Source organism: Photobacterium lutimaris, assembly GCF_003025555.1.
Lineage (GTDB): Bacteria > Pseudomonadota > Gammaproteobacteria > Enterobacterales > Vibrionaceae > Photobacterium > Photobacterium lutimaris.
Genome location: NZ_PYMH01000001.1, coordinates 815,182 through 830,753, shown reverse-complemented (window position 1 = coordinate 830,753; position 15,572 = coordinate 815,182). Strand labels below are relative to the sequence as shown.

The following is a 15,572-nucleotide window of genomic DNA, read 5'->3' as shown; positions in this document are numbered from 1 at the left end:
GTCTACTGCCAACACAAATAAAACAGTGTATAATATTGGCGTTTTTATTTCTGGGAATGGAGAAATTCTCATGCACTACCTGTTCAGCCGCCAACCGGCTAAATTCATTGCCTTATTTCTCACCCTTCTTGTGCTTAACGGGTGTGAATTAGTTCAATGGAAAGAAAAACATGATCATGACCAGCTGTACGCCAAAGGTTACCAGGAGCATATCCTTAACCTCAAAGAAGGTGGTCAGCTTAAATATTGGGTCGGCGGAACAGGTGAGCCTTTATTGCTGATCCATGGATTTGGCGGAACGGCGGTCGCAACCTGGAAAGACGAGATGCTTGAGTTGAGCAAACATTATCAAGTTATCGCACCCGATTTAGCTTGGTTTGGTGAGTCTTATAGCATGGGCCCCCCTAACCTAACAACGCAAACCGAGACAATGTGGCAGCTGCTTGATGCCCTTGAGATCGAAAACGTCAACGTCGCTGGCATCTCCTATGGTGGCTTTATTGCCTACAACATGATGATGAAGCCTGATCGAGTAAACAAAGGTGTAATCATTGCTAGCCCGGGTCCACTGTTCAGCGACACCGATCTTGAAGAACTATGTCTTCGTGCCGGTGTTGAAAAGCCAGAGCAGCTTTTCGTACCAACGAACAGCCAGGAAGTAAGGCGACTGTTTGACAATGTATTCTATGAACCTAAAAGTATGCCTGATTTTGTCGCCAATCAGATCTACAGCGGCTATTTTTCTCCTTTTAAAAAAGAAAAAGAGCTTTTAATACAGTCTCTTGTTGTTGATCGTGAGAATATTGCAAAGGCAAACACAGCTGTATTCCCGCCAACAATGCTTATTTGGGGTGATAGCGATAAAATCTTCCCGCTGAAAAATGGGATTGCGCTAAGTCAGCACCTGAACTCCGCCATCATAGTGTTACCTGAAACAGCACATGGTGTCACTAACGAACAGCCAGAAACCGTAACTAAGCTATTGAAAATATTCATTAGTTAAATTGGCAATGCTTGAGTATCACGGATTATTTAATTACATTTTTTTCGCAAGAAAATTAGACAAGGTTCTCACCTTGGATTAAGCTACTCCAGTCAATGCGCGACGTTGCGTATTGGCTGGATATTTGCTTTAGGGATAACCTTCTACCATGAATATGGTTTTTAAGAGCCACCAGTTACAATCAGACAATCATGCCTATATTGAACTTAGTAAGGAAACGCTAAAAAGGCAGTTGTCCATTCTCTTTCCTGTTGCCGGCATCATTTATCTCATCATTGCTTTTTCTTATTTCGTGGCAACAAGTTCACTTTGGTTAACCAGCCAAGCCCTGTTAGGGGCACTACTGTGCCAATGCCTGACATCGGTCAATAAACGTACCGATAGCCCTCGAATCCTTATCTGGGTTTTTATTGTATATACCACTACCAATTGCATTCACGGGTTTTACACCGACGGGCCAAATTTATTAAATAACACCATTGCCCTCACCATACCATTACTGTGCTTTTTCACCCTGAGGCATCAGTATGCATATTGGTATAGCCTACTTTTTGGATTGTATTACGTCGCAATGAGTGCCGATGAATATATCCAAAAGCACCTTCAAATTAACGAAGCCCTGCAAAATATCAGCGCCTATACCATGGTTTTGGTGATGGCCTACTTACTGGCCCAACACCGAAACGAAGCCATTAACCGAGTAAAAGTCACCGCCAAGAAAGATTTTCTCACCGGACAACTAAACCGTAAGGGTCTAGAGGAGCAATATATCCACCAAGCTTACCGATGTAATCGTTACTTGAAAGATTTATCATTGCTTCTCATTGATATTGACAACCTAAAAGACATCAATGACAGGTATGGATTAGAGGTTGGCGATCAAGTGCTTATTATGGTGTCGCAACACTTGAACCAACACCTACGCGTCGGCGACAGTCTGGCCCGCATGGGAAGTGGTGAGTTTTGTTTGCTGTTACCTGACACTTCACAAGCCAACGCTGAACTCAACGCCCTGAAAATTATACAAGACATCAAAAAATGGCAGCTAGAATTGGAGTGCGGAAAGCACCTTTCGGTCACCGTCAGTATCGGCCTAACGTTAGTCGAATACCAGAACTTCAGCCTTGATTACATCAAAGCTGACAGCGCCCTGCTTCGAGCGAAAAATTGGGGCAAAGATCAAATTGCGATTGGATAAAAATGATGACTACAACAACCCTTTGCCAATGGAAATGTTTCTCTGTCGAACAGTCACAGCACACCCTTCCCGATGGAAGGGAGGTTGAGTTTACAACCGTTAAACACCCCGGAGCGGTGATTATCGTTCCTATCGACAAAGCGGGTGATCTGGTGATGCTTAACCAATACCGGCCTGCCATCAAGGATTGGATATTGGAATTTCCAGCAGGCACCCTAGAAAGCAATGAAGATATTCTTGGCTGCGCCCAACGCGAGTTAGCAGAAGAAACCCAACTGAGTGCACGCCACTGGCATAACTTGGGGGAGCTGTTTCCTGTTCCTGGATTCTGTGACGAGGTGCAGTATCTGTTTCTGGCAACGGACCTTAAGCCTTGCCAAGCCCAATGCGATGAAGATGAAGTGATTGAAGTTATAAAACTGACTCCTGCTGAGTTTCTTCGCAAGGTCGCGCTGAATGAGATCAAAGACGCCAAAACGCTAGCGGCGTTCCTCAAAGTGCAGGTTCTGGGTCACCTAACATCCACAAACTTCGCTCACACCGAAGACAAATAATCACACAGTGACAGTGTGGGTTAATGAATGCTCAGGCTATTCACTCAGAGTGCGGAAAATATGACTTGAGCTTTTGCCGCAGCCATTGATTAGAAGGGCTTTGCTTCATTCGGTTATGAGTCATTATGCGATAACGAATAGGGATACTGGTAAAAGGCGCTTCGAGCATCTTAATATCTAACTTTTCGGCAAACATTCTGGCTAAACGTCTGGACATCACGGCTACACAGTCGCTGTTAGAAATCATAGACATCTGAGAAAGCAAAGAGTCGCATTCCGCAGCGATATGACGCTCGTCCAAACTCTCTTCGGTAAAGTAGTCGGCAAGGTAAGCATCCTCTCTGCGTAGCTTCAATGTAATGTGCTTCTCTTGATAGTATTGCTCCAATGATATGGCGTCATCAATCCTTGGATGGTGCTTACGTACAATAATACAAAGCTCATCTTCAAATAGGTGCTCAAACAAAAACGACGGGGCGGAATAGTTCGCGAAATCGATGGCCAAATCCACTCTTTGCTGATTAAGGCTATTGATGAGCTTTTCCTCGCTAGAAAACGTCGGATGAAGCTCTATTTTGACGTTACCAAGTGAATCATCCGCTTCTATTTTAGGCAATAACATTAACATGGCCGGCTCGGAAGCATATATGACAAATCGCCGATCATGGTCGGTTGAAAACGATTCAATTCCCTCAAGTGCATTTTGAATTTGAATAAGTGCCGGCTCAACCTGCCGCATTAACTCTCGGGCTTGATGTGTGGGGACTATGCCACGGCCTGAGCGAACAAATAGTTGTACGTCAAGTTGATGATGCAGGCGCTTGAGAAGCCCACTAACACCCGGTTGTGTCATTCCTATCTCTTCTGCCGCCAACGTTATTGAACGATGACGATAAACGGCGACAAACACTTTCAGAAGATTCAAATCCATATTGTTGAACATTAACGCCCTTAATACATAACAAACCATGATGTCTTATATACACTTTCATGCATTCTTCGTTATGTGTCAAGCGCGTATATTGGCTCTGTACCCAATACTGAAAACAATGAGGCTCCCAATGAAGACCCGTTTTGCACCTTCAATTCTATCACTCGCGATCATCGTTTCTTTCAACGCTAGTGCTGATTATGCAAGCTTAGAGAGTTATCAAGGAAAGCCAGCCAGCGAACATACACTTAATGCTAATGCCGAATTAGCCAAACAATTGCCATGGCATGACTCATCCGCATTTGAGCGTACGCAAAAAGGACTGATTGCAGAGTTCGGGACTCATGAAGCAGGCGAGCTTAAAAACCGATTCCAGTATATGTCAGGGATGAGCCTCGACGAGTTGCCAGATTCAGTGAATCCGTCACTCTGGCGTCAAGGAATGCTCAATTACGCGGCGGGTGGATTGTATAAAGTCACCGACGGTGTATACCAAATCCGTGGCGCTGATCTGTCGAATATGACTATCTATCGCACCGATAACGGCTATGTGATTCATGACCCTCTGTTGTCCAAAGAAGCTGCGGCTGCCTCTTGGGAATTTGCAAAAATGCACCTACCCGCAGTTAATGGCGACCACAAAATCACGGGTATGATTTACTCACATATGCATGCAGACCACTTCGGGGGCTCACGAGCAATTGCTGAGTCGGATGACTTTGCTGATGACGCTCAAATTTACGCACCGAAAGACTTTATCAAAGAGCTTGCTGATGAGAATGTGATTGCCGGTACAGCTATGAGTCGTCGTGCAAACTACCAGTATGGCACCACTCTTGATAACAACACCAAAGGTATTGTTGATAATGCTTTAGGTTTAGGTACCTCTCGCGGACAAGTGACGCTGGTTGCACCAACCCATGAAATCCAAGAACGAGAAAAGCTTATTACTATTGATGGCTTGGACTTCCTAGCGATTAATATGCCAGGCGCTGAAGCACCCGCTGAAATAGTACTTTATGTACCTGAATACCGCTCTTTGAATACCGCAGAGCTGACTTACGATGGTATGCATAACATTTATACGTTCCGCGGTGCAAAAGTACGTGACTCATTAATCTGGACAAAATACCTAACTGAACTCAAGCTACGCTTTGTCGACACTGGGCTAGTCGACAACATTCATGCTGCGCACTCTGCACCAGTATGGAATGATCCAACCACTGATCTGAACGAAATTTCAGAGTATATGACATTGCAAAGAGACAATTATGGCTTTATCCATAATCAGTCAATGCGACTAGCTAACCACGGCGTTTCTATCAATGACGTTGGCCGTGAAATTGAGAAGCTTATTCCCCAATCACAGTTTGATACATGGCATACAAACGGTTACCACGGCTCGTATAGCCACAATGCACGAGCGGTAGTGAACTTATATTTAGGTTATCACGACTTGAATCCGGTCAATACAAACCCGCTACAAACCAAAGATAAATCATGTGTGTATGTAGAAGCCGCTGGTGAAGAAGCGCTGTATAAGGCAGGTATGGTTCATTTCGAAAAAGGTGAATACCAACAAGCATCACAGCTGTTTAACGACCTCGTGCAATGTGACCCGAATAACATCGATTACCGTTTCGCACTTGCAGACAGCTTTGAACAGCAAGGCTATCAGTCTGAAACAATGGCGTGGCGTAACTCTTACCTTCAAGGTGCTGTAGAGCTACGTACTGGTGACATACAGCCTTCAATCAAGCTAGCGTCTCCAGATGTTATTGCCAATACACCAACGGGCATGTTCCTCGACTTTGTAGCGGTAAAACTAAATGCAGAGAAAGTCGAGCAAGCAGGGTTAAACTTCAACTTTAGTGTGGTACACCCTGATTTGAATGAAAAATACTATGGAGAAGTATCAAATTCAAATATGTCCAATATTCAGGTACAGGAACTTCCGAGTACGGACGTGACACTCACCATCACCAAAGAAGACTTAACTCAGATTGTACTGGGTAATACAACGCTAGAAGCGTTAGTCAAGTCGGGTGAAGCAAAAGTTGAAGGTAACGGCCAGTTGCTACAACAGCTAGCCGGTGCTCTGGATGACTTTGACGGCATGTTTGAAATTTTGCCAATGCCTACAAAGTAAGTCCGAATAAACAAAGTGCCCCGCGATAACGCGGGGCTTTTTTTATTAAAATTTAGGGGGCACATCATTCACCTTCACAATTGTAAAAAAGCATTAAGAAGCCAAGCGCCCTATCGCATTTTACTGCTAACTGTGGCATCTTGCTGCCAAACCCATTTACGTGACGCTATCAGCCATGGATAAACTCTTTTCTTTTCTTAATAAATTCGCTTCTATCGTTGCAATGCTTATGTTCGTTGCTGGTGGTGGTATGGCTTTATTTGTGTTCTTCTACGGTAATTAAGTCTCTGGGTACATACGAATAGTATGTGGTGCTAATGGTATGTGTTACATACGCATACCGCCGTCAACCTCAAGTACACGCCCGGTAAAATAATCGTTCTCGAAGATATACTTTACCGCATGGGCAATCTCGCTAGCCTCTCCAATTCGGCCTACTGGGATCATTGATTTTAGTCTTTCAATTGCCTCAGGTTTAAGCTGTTTTGCCATTGCTGTTTCTACTACACCAGGGGCAATCGCGGCAGCCCTAATCCCATAGCGTGCCAATTCTTTGGCCCAACAGACAGCCATGGTCGCGACCGCAGCTTTGGATGCGGCATAATTGGTTTGTCCGATGTTACCCGCGCGGGCCACACTGGAAATATTAATAATCGCTCCATGATTGCCGGCTGAAACCATATTGGCAGCGGCTTCTCTGCCGCACAGAAATGTCCCAGTGACGTTCACATCCATCACTGTCGAAAATTGTTCGAGCGTCATTTTCTCTACTGCGTCATCTTTCGTCTTAACCAATAGGCCATCCCTGAGTACACCCGCATTGTTGATTAAGCCGTTTAGCTGACCGAAATCGTCCATTATGTTTTCAAATACCGCGACAACTTGTTGCTCATGAGTCACATCTGCCAGATAGGTTAACGTCTTGGTACTGTACATTTGGCACTGCTGTTTGGTTTGATGAAGTCCTTCTTCGTTCAAATCGATCAACGCCAGTTCTGCGCCCGCCTGAGCGAGGCTGATCGCCATCATTTGCCCTAGCCCCTGTCCAGCCCCTGTAATGGCAATGACGCTTTGTTTTAAATCCATAAATCCCCCAACAATAGTCGCTACAATAGAGATCACTTAGATTGCTTACGGTAAAACTCAAACAAACTTGAGAAATCCCGACATTCATTTCCTTCAGCGTTATGGAAAGCATATAAGTTGCGGGCTAGCGTCCCCATCGGGATCGGTGACTGACTATTCGTTGCCGCTTCCAACCCAAGCCCTAAGTCTTTCAACATTAACTTGGCCATAAAGCCGGGTTGATACTGGTTCGAGGCTGGTGCTTTTTCCATAATTCCTGGGCATGGGTTGTAAAGCTCCAGCGCCCAGTTACGTCCTGAGCTTTGCAGCATGATTTCTGACAACACTTTAGGATCTAAGCCATTGTCCATGCCCAAGCTCAGCGCCTCACACGTGCCGGACATGATAATGCCCAACATCAGGTTATTGCAGATCTTCGCCATTTGGCCATCACCGGCTTTGCCAGCATGGAAAATATTCTTACCCACATGCTGTAACACTGCCTGAGCTTGTTTAAACCCCGAATCGGTACCACCAACAATAAATGTCAGCGTGCCAGCTTGTGCACCTGCTACCCCACCAGAAACGGGCGCATCAACAAACTCAAAACTTTGCGAATGCGCTTCCTGTGCAACCAACTTTGCTGAAGCGGGATCGATGGTTGATGAGTCGATAAGAAACGTGCCCGCATCAATCATTTTAAGCAAGCCCACGCCACCTTGATGATCACCAAGGTAAACAGCCCTAACATGTTCCCCGGCCGGTAACATTGTCATCACCGTTTCAGCACCTTTTACGCATTCATCCATTGAGTTCGCAACGGTCGCCCCCGCTGATTTCAATGCGTTTGCAGCCGCAGTGTTAATATCATAAACAGAGACATGACAACCGGCTTTGAGCAAGTTCAATACCATTGGATGCCCCATATTACCGAGACCAATAAAAGCGATTTTCATCACCCATCTCCTTCGTGTAAGTTGTTGATACCCAATAACTGCAAGGGGTGCTCATTGTCTGCCCACAGCGGAGTAAACAAAGTATCAATCACCGCTTGATCGACACTGGCTATATCTGAGAATAGCCATTTTGGCTGGTTGGTTTTCTCTATCAAACGCGCCTTTACACCTTCATAAAATTCACCCAGTTCACCACAGCGAACTGACAGGGTAAGCTCTAAACGAAAGCAATCGGCTAGCGATTCATAGTGAAATTGCGTTAACTGGCGATAACAGATATGGGCGGTTACAGGGCTTCCTTCTCTTAACGTTTGCTTTGCCCTTCGTAGCCATTTACCTTCGCTTTCATCTACGGGCTCGGCCATGGCTTGGATTTGCTCATACACCTCTTGCAACGAGCCATATTGGCAAGCCGTTTGAATAGCTTGCAGGTGCGGTAACAGTACATTTTGTGGGTGGGAATATTTAGCCTCATTACCCAAACTATCCAATAATTCCGTCACGCCCTGATGGGGTTCGACATCGTCCCAATTAACCTGCTGAAACTTTTCAAACATCAGTGCTTTTTGCTGGGGCAACAAAATATGCTCAGTCATAGATAACGCAAGGGCATCGGTTGCATTAACAGTCGCTCCGGTTAAACCGAGAAACAGCCCCACACCTTGTGGCAAATGATTAAGGAACCACGTACCGCCAACATCAGGGTACAAGCCAATACTGATTTCCGGCATCGCTAGCTTTGTCGCTGGCGTTGTAATACGGTGACTTGCACCGATATACAGCCCAATGCCACCGCCCATGACAATTCCCTGCCCCCACACAATCACGGGCTTGGAGTATGTATGAATGAGATAATCAGTTTCGTATTCGATGGTGAAATAGTCGGTTAAATACCCCATCGCATGACTGGTGCTATCAGAGGACTCCGAGGATGCTGTTTCATGCATAACGTGATACATCGCCCTGACATCCCCTCCGGCACAGAAGGCTTTCTCCCCAGCACCGTGGATCACCACACCGACAACATGATTATCGTCTTGCCAATGCTTCATGGCCTCGTTGAGCACCACCAGCATTTCATAGGTCAACGCATTTAAAGAGTCAGGATTGTTTAATTCGGCAATGCCGAATTTCAATCCACCGCCGCAATCTAGTTCACTGATATTGATCAAGCCTGACATCCTCTTCCCCTCAAATTAGCTATTATGATCAAGCCTCAAACTTGCTTAGCGATTTTTCCATTCTGGGCGGCGCTTTTCTAAAAAAGCCTTAACCCCTTCGGTTTGATCTTCGGTATCAAACAGCTTCATAAATAGCTCGCGTTCCTTAATGAGACCGTGGTTCAAAGGCGAGTGACGGCAGTTTTGTATCAAGGCTTTACACGCTGCGACTGATGATGGCGATTGATTGGCAACCTCACTTGCCAACTGCTTTGCATTTTCCAATGATTGTCCTGAAGCGACAACATGCTCAACCAAGCCAATGTCTAACGCTTGTGACGCCGTCACTCTTTCACCACATAATATGATGCGTTTTGCCCATCCTTCCCCTACCAACCAAGTCAGGTTCTGAGTACCGCCAGCACAAGGTAACAACCCAACTTTTGCCTCGGGTAATGCCAAACTCGCATGCGCTTCTGCGATACGTATATCGCACGCCAGCGCTACCTCTAAACCACCGCCCATTGCATATCCATTAATGGCGGCAATCGATACACCTCGAAATTGACTAAGTGTCTCAAAAGCTTCACCAAATGCCTGTGCCATGCCAAGAGCAACCGCTTTATCTCCATCGGCAAACACATTCAAATCGGCACCAGCAGAGAAGAACTTTTCTCCCTGACCGGTGATCACCAGTGCATAGACATTCTTGTCTTCATTAAGTTTGAGTACGGTGTCGCGCAGGAGTCTTAAACTGTTTTCTGTCCAGGTATTCGCAGGAGGGTTATTCATGGTCAACACCGCTGTGTGACCATCCAAAGCGACGTCAATGGCTTTAGTTTGTGACATGAGGCTCCCCTCAGGTAAATGGTGGTTACAGCAGGCGACTGCCTTCGCTGAGAATCCGCCTGGCAATGATCAACCGCATGATCTCATTGGTCCCCTCTAGAATTTGATGGACTCTGACATCACGAAAATAACGCTCTAACGGATACTCTTTGATATAACCATAGCCACCATATAACTGCAGCGCCTGATCACAGACTTTGAAACCCACATCGGTTGCAAACCGCTTAGCCATTGCACAATACGCTGTAGCTTCTGGCGTTTGCTGATCCAATTGAAAAGCGGCATAGCGAACCAATTGCCTTGCAGCGACCAATTCGGTGGTCATATCAGCGAGCTTGAATTGAACGGATTGGAAATCTGCCAGCTTTTGTCCAAATTGCTTACGTTCATCAACATATTGGCGCGCCATTTCCAATGCTTGCTGTGCTGTACCTAAAGAACATGTGGCAATATTTATCCGTCCGCCATCTAATCCCTTCATGGCAAACTTAAAACCGTCTCCTTCGTTGCCCAGTAAATAACTTGAAGGTACACGCACATCATCGAAAGTAACCGCTCTGGTCGGCTGGCTATTCCACCCCATTTTAGGCTCTTTTCGGCCATAACTGATCCCGTTCGCCTCTGCAGGCACTACAAAGGCTGATATACCTGATGCCCCTTTGAGGTGTTGATCGGTTCTTGCCATCACAACCAGTACATCCGTATCCCCGGCACCAGAGATGAAGGCTTTCGCCCCACTGATAATGTATTCATCGCCTTGCTTGATTGCGGTCGTCGTCAAGGATGCAGCGTCAGAGCCGGCATTGGCTTCAGTTAGACAATATGATCCCAAGCTCTCACCACTCACTAGCAAAGGACAAAACTGCTCTTTCACTTCATCTTTAGCAAAATTCGCTATCATCCACGCGACCATATTATGAATAGTCATATATGCGGTCGTTGACGTGCACCCCATTGCTAATTGTTCAAAAATAATAGAAGCATCAAGTCTAGGTAGTCCCAAGCCCCCTTGCGGCTCCGGGACATACAGGCTCAAAAAGCCCATTTCACCCGCTTCTTTCAATACATCTTTAGGAAATATCTGGTTTTCATCCCATTTAGCAGCATTGGGGGCAAGCTTGTCATTTGCAAACTGGGTCGCGGCATCCGCAAAGGCGCGTTGGTCTTCTGTCAAAGAGAAATCCATATCAGCTCCTTATAAAAGGTCTATGAACAATTACCGCAGATGTATGGTCATATTCGGCCCATCAGGAATATCTTCATCAAACCAGCGCGCCGTGACGGTTTTGGTTTCGGTATAAAATCGTACCGCTTGCTTGCCATAAGCATGTAAGTCGCCATAAAAGCTGCCACGCCATCCGGTAAAAGAGAAAAACGGTAATGGAACGGGAATGGGGACATTTATCCCGACTTGCCCTACTTGAATACGATGCTGGAACTTTCTTGCTGCCGCTCCACACGCTGTGAAGATAGATGTGCCGTTACCATAAGGATTGTTATTGATGAGTGTGATCGCCTCATCCAGCGTATCAACTGCCATACATACCAATACCGGACCAAAGATCTCCTGCTGATAAATCGCCATATCGGTGGTTGCACCGCTGAACAGAGTCGGTCCTAACCAGTTACCGTTCGGATACCCTTCGACGGTACAACTTGAGCCATCGACCTCACAGATCGCGCCTTGCTGTTTGCCTTGCTCAATCAACTGCAACACCCGTTGTTTCGCGGCAGGGCTTATCAGGGGGCCATAGGCTGCTTTGCTGTCATCTGACGGACCTGGCTTTACCTTTTCCATCGCCGTTCTGAGTGCAGGAATAATCTCGTTGGCCTTGCCCACCAGCACCGCCACTGATATCGCCATACAGCGCTGGCCAGCGGCACCAACCGATGAGCCCACAAGGTGGTTCACCACTTGCCCCATATTGGCATCAGGCATCACTACCATATGATTTTTAGCCCCGGCAAACGCTTGGACACGCTTTAAATTATGGGTACCCGTTTGGTAAATATGCTTCGCCACTGGCACTGAGCCAACAAAAGAAATGGTGCGGATCGTTTGGTGGGCTAACAGGTAATCCACTTGCTCTTTGCCACCATGGACTATCTGCAGTACCCCTCTCGGTGCGCCGGCTTGCTCAAACAACTCAGCCAAACGCATCGCGGTCAATGGCACTTGCTCGGAAGGCTTAAGGACGAAAGTATTACCGGCAGCAATCGCCATTGGAAACATCCATAAAGGGATCATGGCCGGAAAGTTAAACGGCGTAATGCCGCAGCATACGCCAAGCGGTTGGATCAGCGAATAACTGTCTATGTCACTGGCAACATTTTCTACCGTTTCCCCCATCATCAAGCTCGCAATATTAGCGGCTTGCTCGACTACCTCGATTCCACGCCACACATCCCCTTTGGCATCAGCAAAGTTCTTCCCGGTTTCGCTAGACAGTAATTCTGCCAATTCATCATGGTGATCTTTTAATATTTGCTGATACGAGAGCATTAGACGTGCACGCTCTGGAACCGGGACTTCCCGCCAATGCTTGAATATTTCTGCGGCACTGGCAATGGCAGCTTCTAATTCAAGCTCGGTCGCACAGGGAACGGTGGCAATGACCGCATTGGTTGCCGGATTTGTCACCTCTATCCATTGCTGCGCGGATGATTGTTTATATTCTCCATCAATATACAGCGGCACAGGAGAAATAGGATTTGTATCGTTCATATCATCTCCTTGCTTAATCCGTGTTACCCACTTCAACCGCGATGGCTGTGGCTTCCCCCCCACCGATACAACAAGCAGCGATACCACGTACAGGACGCCCAATGCTCTGGTGTAATCGATTAAGACGGTGTATCAGTGTCACAATAATCCTTGCCCCGCTGGCACCAATGGGGTGTCCCAAGGCGCACGCCCCACCGTCAGGGTTAACGCGTTCGGGATCAATCCCTAACTCTTTGGTTGCGATTTGCGTGACAACAGCAAATGCTTCGTTAATTTCCCAGCTGTCTACCTGATCAGGCGACCATGCGAGCTTGTCCAGTAGTTGTCGAATCGCATACAGAGGGGCGACCGTAAATTCTGCCGGTTGGCGAGCATGGCTGGAATGTGCGGTAATCACAGCTAATGGCTTGTGGCCTTGCTGCTTGGCAAGTTGAGCTTCCATTAATATAAGCGCCGCAGCCCCGTCCGATATTGAACTGGAATTCCCCGCGGTCACTGTGCCTCCCTCGACAAATGCAGGCCGCAGTACCGGTAGTTTCGTCAGGTTAATTTCGTTGGGGTGTTCATCTCGGCTAACGACAACATCCCCTTTAGGGTTGGCCACCTTAACCGGTATAATTTCACTATCAAACCAACCTTGCTCTTGAGCAATCAACGCGCGTTCTACTGACTTAACTGCCCACTTGTCCATGCTTTGACGCGTGTAATGGCGTTCGTCGGCAACTTTCTGGGCATAGACACCCATTAAGTCCCCTTCATAAGCATCCTGTAGGCCATCTAGAAACATATGATCGTGTAAGGTGCTATGGCCTAATCGCAAGCCAGAACGGATCTTACTCTGCAAGTATGGCGCATTACTCATGCTCTCCATCCCACCAGCCACCACTGTCTGGTCGGTGCCAACCAAAATTGCATCATGGCCTAACATCACGCTCTTCATGCCAGAGCCACACACTTTATTAATGGTGGTACAACCAATGTTTTCAGGTATGCCGGCTTTTAACGCAGCTTGCCTTGCCGGGGCTTGACCACAGCCAGCCAGCAACACATGCCCCATCAATACTTCATCAATCATTTCTGCCGAAAGCCCGGAATGCTGTAATGCGCCTTTAATGGCAACACTACCCAGCTCGGAAGCACTCAGTGACGATAGCTCTCCTTGAAAACTACCGATAGGTGTTCGGTTTGCTGCGATGACCCACACTTCCTTACTCATAACAAAGCCCTCTTGGTATGCTCTATCTCTGCAGGCGATTTCTTGACGTTTACGTAAGCATAGCACTAACATTTACGTAAACGTTAAGAAACACACTTGGCACACATTGCAGCATTAAAGCCATGACCTAACCATTGCTGTACGGTCACGTTGGGGGGCAAAGCAAGGTGGAAACGTTCAAAATAAGTGAAATGGCCAAAGAGTTTGACATCACCACCCGAAGCATCCGTTTCTATGAGGATGTAGGGTTACTGCAGCCCAAAAGACAAGGCAGTACCCGTGTTTATCATCGACGAGATAAGATCAGGCTCAAGCTTATCTTACGCGGTAAAAGGCTTGGCTTTTCACTGGCCGAAATCCGTGAGCTTTTCGACCTATACGATACCAACCAAAGCGCAACGCAACTGAACAAGATGCTGATCATCATTGATACCAAACAAGCCGCACTCAAACGCCAGCTTGAAGATATCAATGTCATCATGACCGAACTACAAATCGCCAAAAATAAATGCCACCAAGCTTTGAATATTGAGGCTTCAGATAATCAACCAGAGCCCTAATCTCACTTTCACTCTGTCTCATGGAGCGCTTATGAAAGACAGCTTCACCCCTTTAAATTATGGCCTAGGAGAGACTATTGACATGCTGCGTGAGCAGGTTAATGGTTTTGCTGAGCAAGCGGTCCTCCCTCTTGCTGCAGACATAGATAGAAATAATCAATTTCCCAACCACTTATGGCTGTTGATGGGGGAAATGGGGTTACTGGGCGTCACTGTCAGCGAGGAATATGGCGGTGCTGACATGGGCTACCTCGCCCATGTTGTCGCCATGGAAGAAATCAGCCGTGCATCCGCTTCTGTCGGCCTGAGTTATGGTGCTCATTCCAATCTCTGTGTCAATCAAATCTATCGCCATGGTACAGACAAGCAAAAAGCCAAGTATCTTCCTAAGCTGGTGAGTGGTGAGCATATCGGTGCACTGGCTATGAGCGAACCCAATGCAGGATCCGACGTTGTCAGCATGCAACTCAAAGCGGAGAACCAAGGCGATCATTATCTGCTTAACGGCAGCAAGATGTGGATCACCAATGGTCCTGATGCCGACACAGTGATTGTGTATGCCAAAACGGCCCCCGACAAAGGTTCACATGGCATCTCTGCGTTTATTGTTGAGAAGCAATTTCCCGGTTTTAGCCATGCTCAGAAACTCGATAAACTCGGCATGCGCGGCTCCAATACCTGTGAGCTTGTATTTATTGATTGTGCTGTACCGGCAGCGAACTTGCTGGGAGAGCTAAACCAAGGCATACAAGTTCTCATGAGTGGCCTGGACTATGAACGGGTTGTTCTGGCCGCCGGGCCATTGGGGATCATGAGAGCCTGTCTTGACCTCGTTGTGCCCTACGTTCATGACAGAAAGCAATTCGGCCGCTCTATTGGCGAGTTCCAACTCGTCCAAGCCAAAGTCGCTGACATGTATACCCGCACCAATGCCGCTCGTGCTTATGTCTATACCGTCGCCAAGGCCTGTGATCGGGGTGAAGCAACCCGCAAAGATGCAGCCGGTGTCATTTTATATGCAGCAGAAGTCGCCACCCAATTGGCACTGGACGCCATTCAACTGTTGGGTGGAAACGGCTACATCAACGAATTTCCTGCTGGTCGTTTATTGCGTGATGCCAAACTCTACGAAATCGGCGCAGGGACATCAGAAATACGCAGAATGTTGATTGGCCGTGAGCTTTTTGAAGAATCCAAATAGGGAAA

The 15,572-nt window shown here is 46.9% G+C and carries 14 protein-coding genes; 6 read left to right on the top strand and 8 right to left on the bottom strand.

Going from position 1 to position 15,572, the window contains the following annotated elements; translation table 11 throughout:
• Positions 1 to 25: 25 nt before the first annotated feature.
• From C9I99_RS03570 to C9I99_RS03560, 3 genes are all read left to right on the top strand, one after another.
• Positions 26 to 1,003 (top strand): alpha/beta fold hydrolase, encoded by a 978-nt coding sequence (locus tag C9I99_RS03570; protein ID WP_243734310.1) that lies wholly within the window; start codon positions 26 to 28, stop codon positions 1,001 to 1,003.
• Between the two features lie 148 nt (positions 1,004 to 1,151).
• On the top strand, positions 1,152 to 2,201 hold the full coding sequence (locus C9I99_RS03565; protein WP_107347447.1) for a GGDEF domain-containing protein: 1,050 nt from the start codon (positions 1,152 to 1,154) through the stop codon (positions 2,199 to 2,201).
• A 2-nt stretch (positions 2,202 to 2,203) separates the two neighbouring features.
• A complete protein-coding gene (locus C9I99_RS03560) occupies positions 2,204 to 2,755 on the top strand; it encodes an NUDIX hydrolase (RefSeq protein ID WP_243734309.1) in 552 nt (183 codons plus the stop codon).
• Between the two features lie 40 nt (positions 2,756 to 2,795).
• Here C9I99_RS03560 and C9I99_RS03555 read toward each other — a convergent pair whose 3' ends face one another.
• Positions 2,796 to 3,698, bottom strand: a complete 903-nt coding sequence (locus tag C9I99_RS03555) for a LysR family transcriptional regulator (protein ID WP_107347446.1) — start codon at positions 3,696 to 3,698, stop codon at positions 2,796 to 2,798.
• 118 nt (positions 3,699 to 3,816) lie between these two features.
• Between C9I99_RS03555 and C9I99_RS03550 the strand changes: the two genes are divergently transcribed.
• Entirely contained in the window at positions 3,817 to 5,835 is a 2,019-nt protein-coding gene (locus C9I99_RS03550; RefSeq protein ID WP_107347445.1) for an alkyl/aryl-sulfatase, read from the top strand.
• Positions 5,836 to 6,162: 327 nt separating this feature from the next.
• Here C9I99_RS03550 and C9I99_RS03540 read toward each other — a convergent pair whose 3' ends face one another.
• The 7 genes from C9I99_RS03540 to C9I99_RS03510 are packed head-to-tail and all read right to left on the bottom strand — an operon-like array spanning position 6,163 to position 13,806.
• Positions 6,163 to 6,921, bottom strand: coding sequence for an SDR family oxidoreductase (locus C9I99_RS03540; RefSeq protein ID WP_107347443.1), 759 nt, complete (start codon positions 6,919 to 6,921; stop codon positions 6,163 to 6,165).
• Positions 6,922 to 6,953: 32 nt separating this feature from the next.
• Positions 6,954 to 7,859 (bottom strand): 3-hydroxyisobutyrate dehydrogenase, encoded by a 906-nt coding sequence (gene mmsB / locus C9I99_RS03535; RefSeq protein ID WP_107347442.1) that lies wholly within the window; start codon positions 7,857 to 7,859, stop codon positions 6,954 to 6,956.
• Positions 7,856 to 9,037 (bottom strand): enoyl-CoA hydratase/isomerase family protein, encoded by a 1,182-nt coding sequence (locus tag C9I99_RS03530; RefSeq protein ID WP_107347441.1) that lies wholly within the window; start codon positions 9,035 to 9,037, stop codon positions 7,856 to 7,858. The genes mmsB and C9I99_RS03530 overlap by 4 nt, the downstream gene beginning before the upstream one ends.
• A 45-nt stretch (positions 9,038 to 9,082) precedes the next feature.
• Positions 9,083 to 9,865, bottom strand: a complete 783-nt coding sequence (locus tag C9I99_RS03525) for an enoyl-CoA hydratase (protein WP_107347440.1) — start codon at positions 9,863 to 9,865, stop codon at positions 9,083 to 9,085.
• A gap of 25 nt (positions 9,866 to 9,890) precedes the next feature.
• The gene (locus C9I99_RS03520; protein WP_107347439.1) at positions 9,891 to 11,051 is read right to left on the bottom strand and encodes an acyl-CoA dehydrogenase family protein; all 1,161 of its coding nucleotides are present in this window, start codon (positions 11,049 to 11,051) and stop codon (positions 9,891 to 9,893) included.
• 30 nt (positions 11,052 to 11,081) lie between these two features.
• Complete coding sequence (locus C9I99_RS03515; protein WP_107347438.1) at positions 11,082 to 12,590, bottom strand: CoA-acylating methylmalonate-semialdehyde dehydrogenase; 1,509 nt, start codon at positions 12,588 to 12,590, stop codon at positions 11,082 to 11,084.
• Between the two features lie 13 nt (positions 12,591 to 12,603).
• Entirely contained in the window at positions 12,604 to 13,806 is a 1,203-nt protein-coding gene (locus tag C9I99_RS03510) for a thiolase family protein (protein ID WP_107347437.1), read from the bottom strand.
• Positions 13,807 to 13,973: 167 nt separating this feature from the next.
• Here C9I99_RS03510 and C9I99_RS03505 point away from each other — a divergent pair, with 167 nt between their 5' ends.
• On the top strand, positions 13,974 to 14,366 hold the full coding sequence (locus C9I99_RS03505; protein ID WP_107347436.1) for a MerR family transcriptional regulator: 393 nt from the start codon (positions 13,974 to 13,976) through the stop codon (positions 14,364 to 14,366).
• A gap of 31 nt (positions 14,367 to 14,397) precedes the next feature.
• Entirely contained in the window at positions 14,398 to 15,567 is a 1,170-nt protein-coding gene (locus tag C9I99_RS03500; RefSeq protein ID WP_107347435.1) for an isovaleryl-CoA dehydrogenase, read from the top strand.
• Positions 15,568 to 15,572 lie beyond the last annotated feature (5 nt).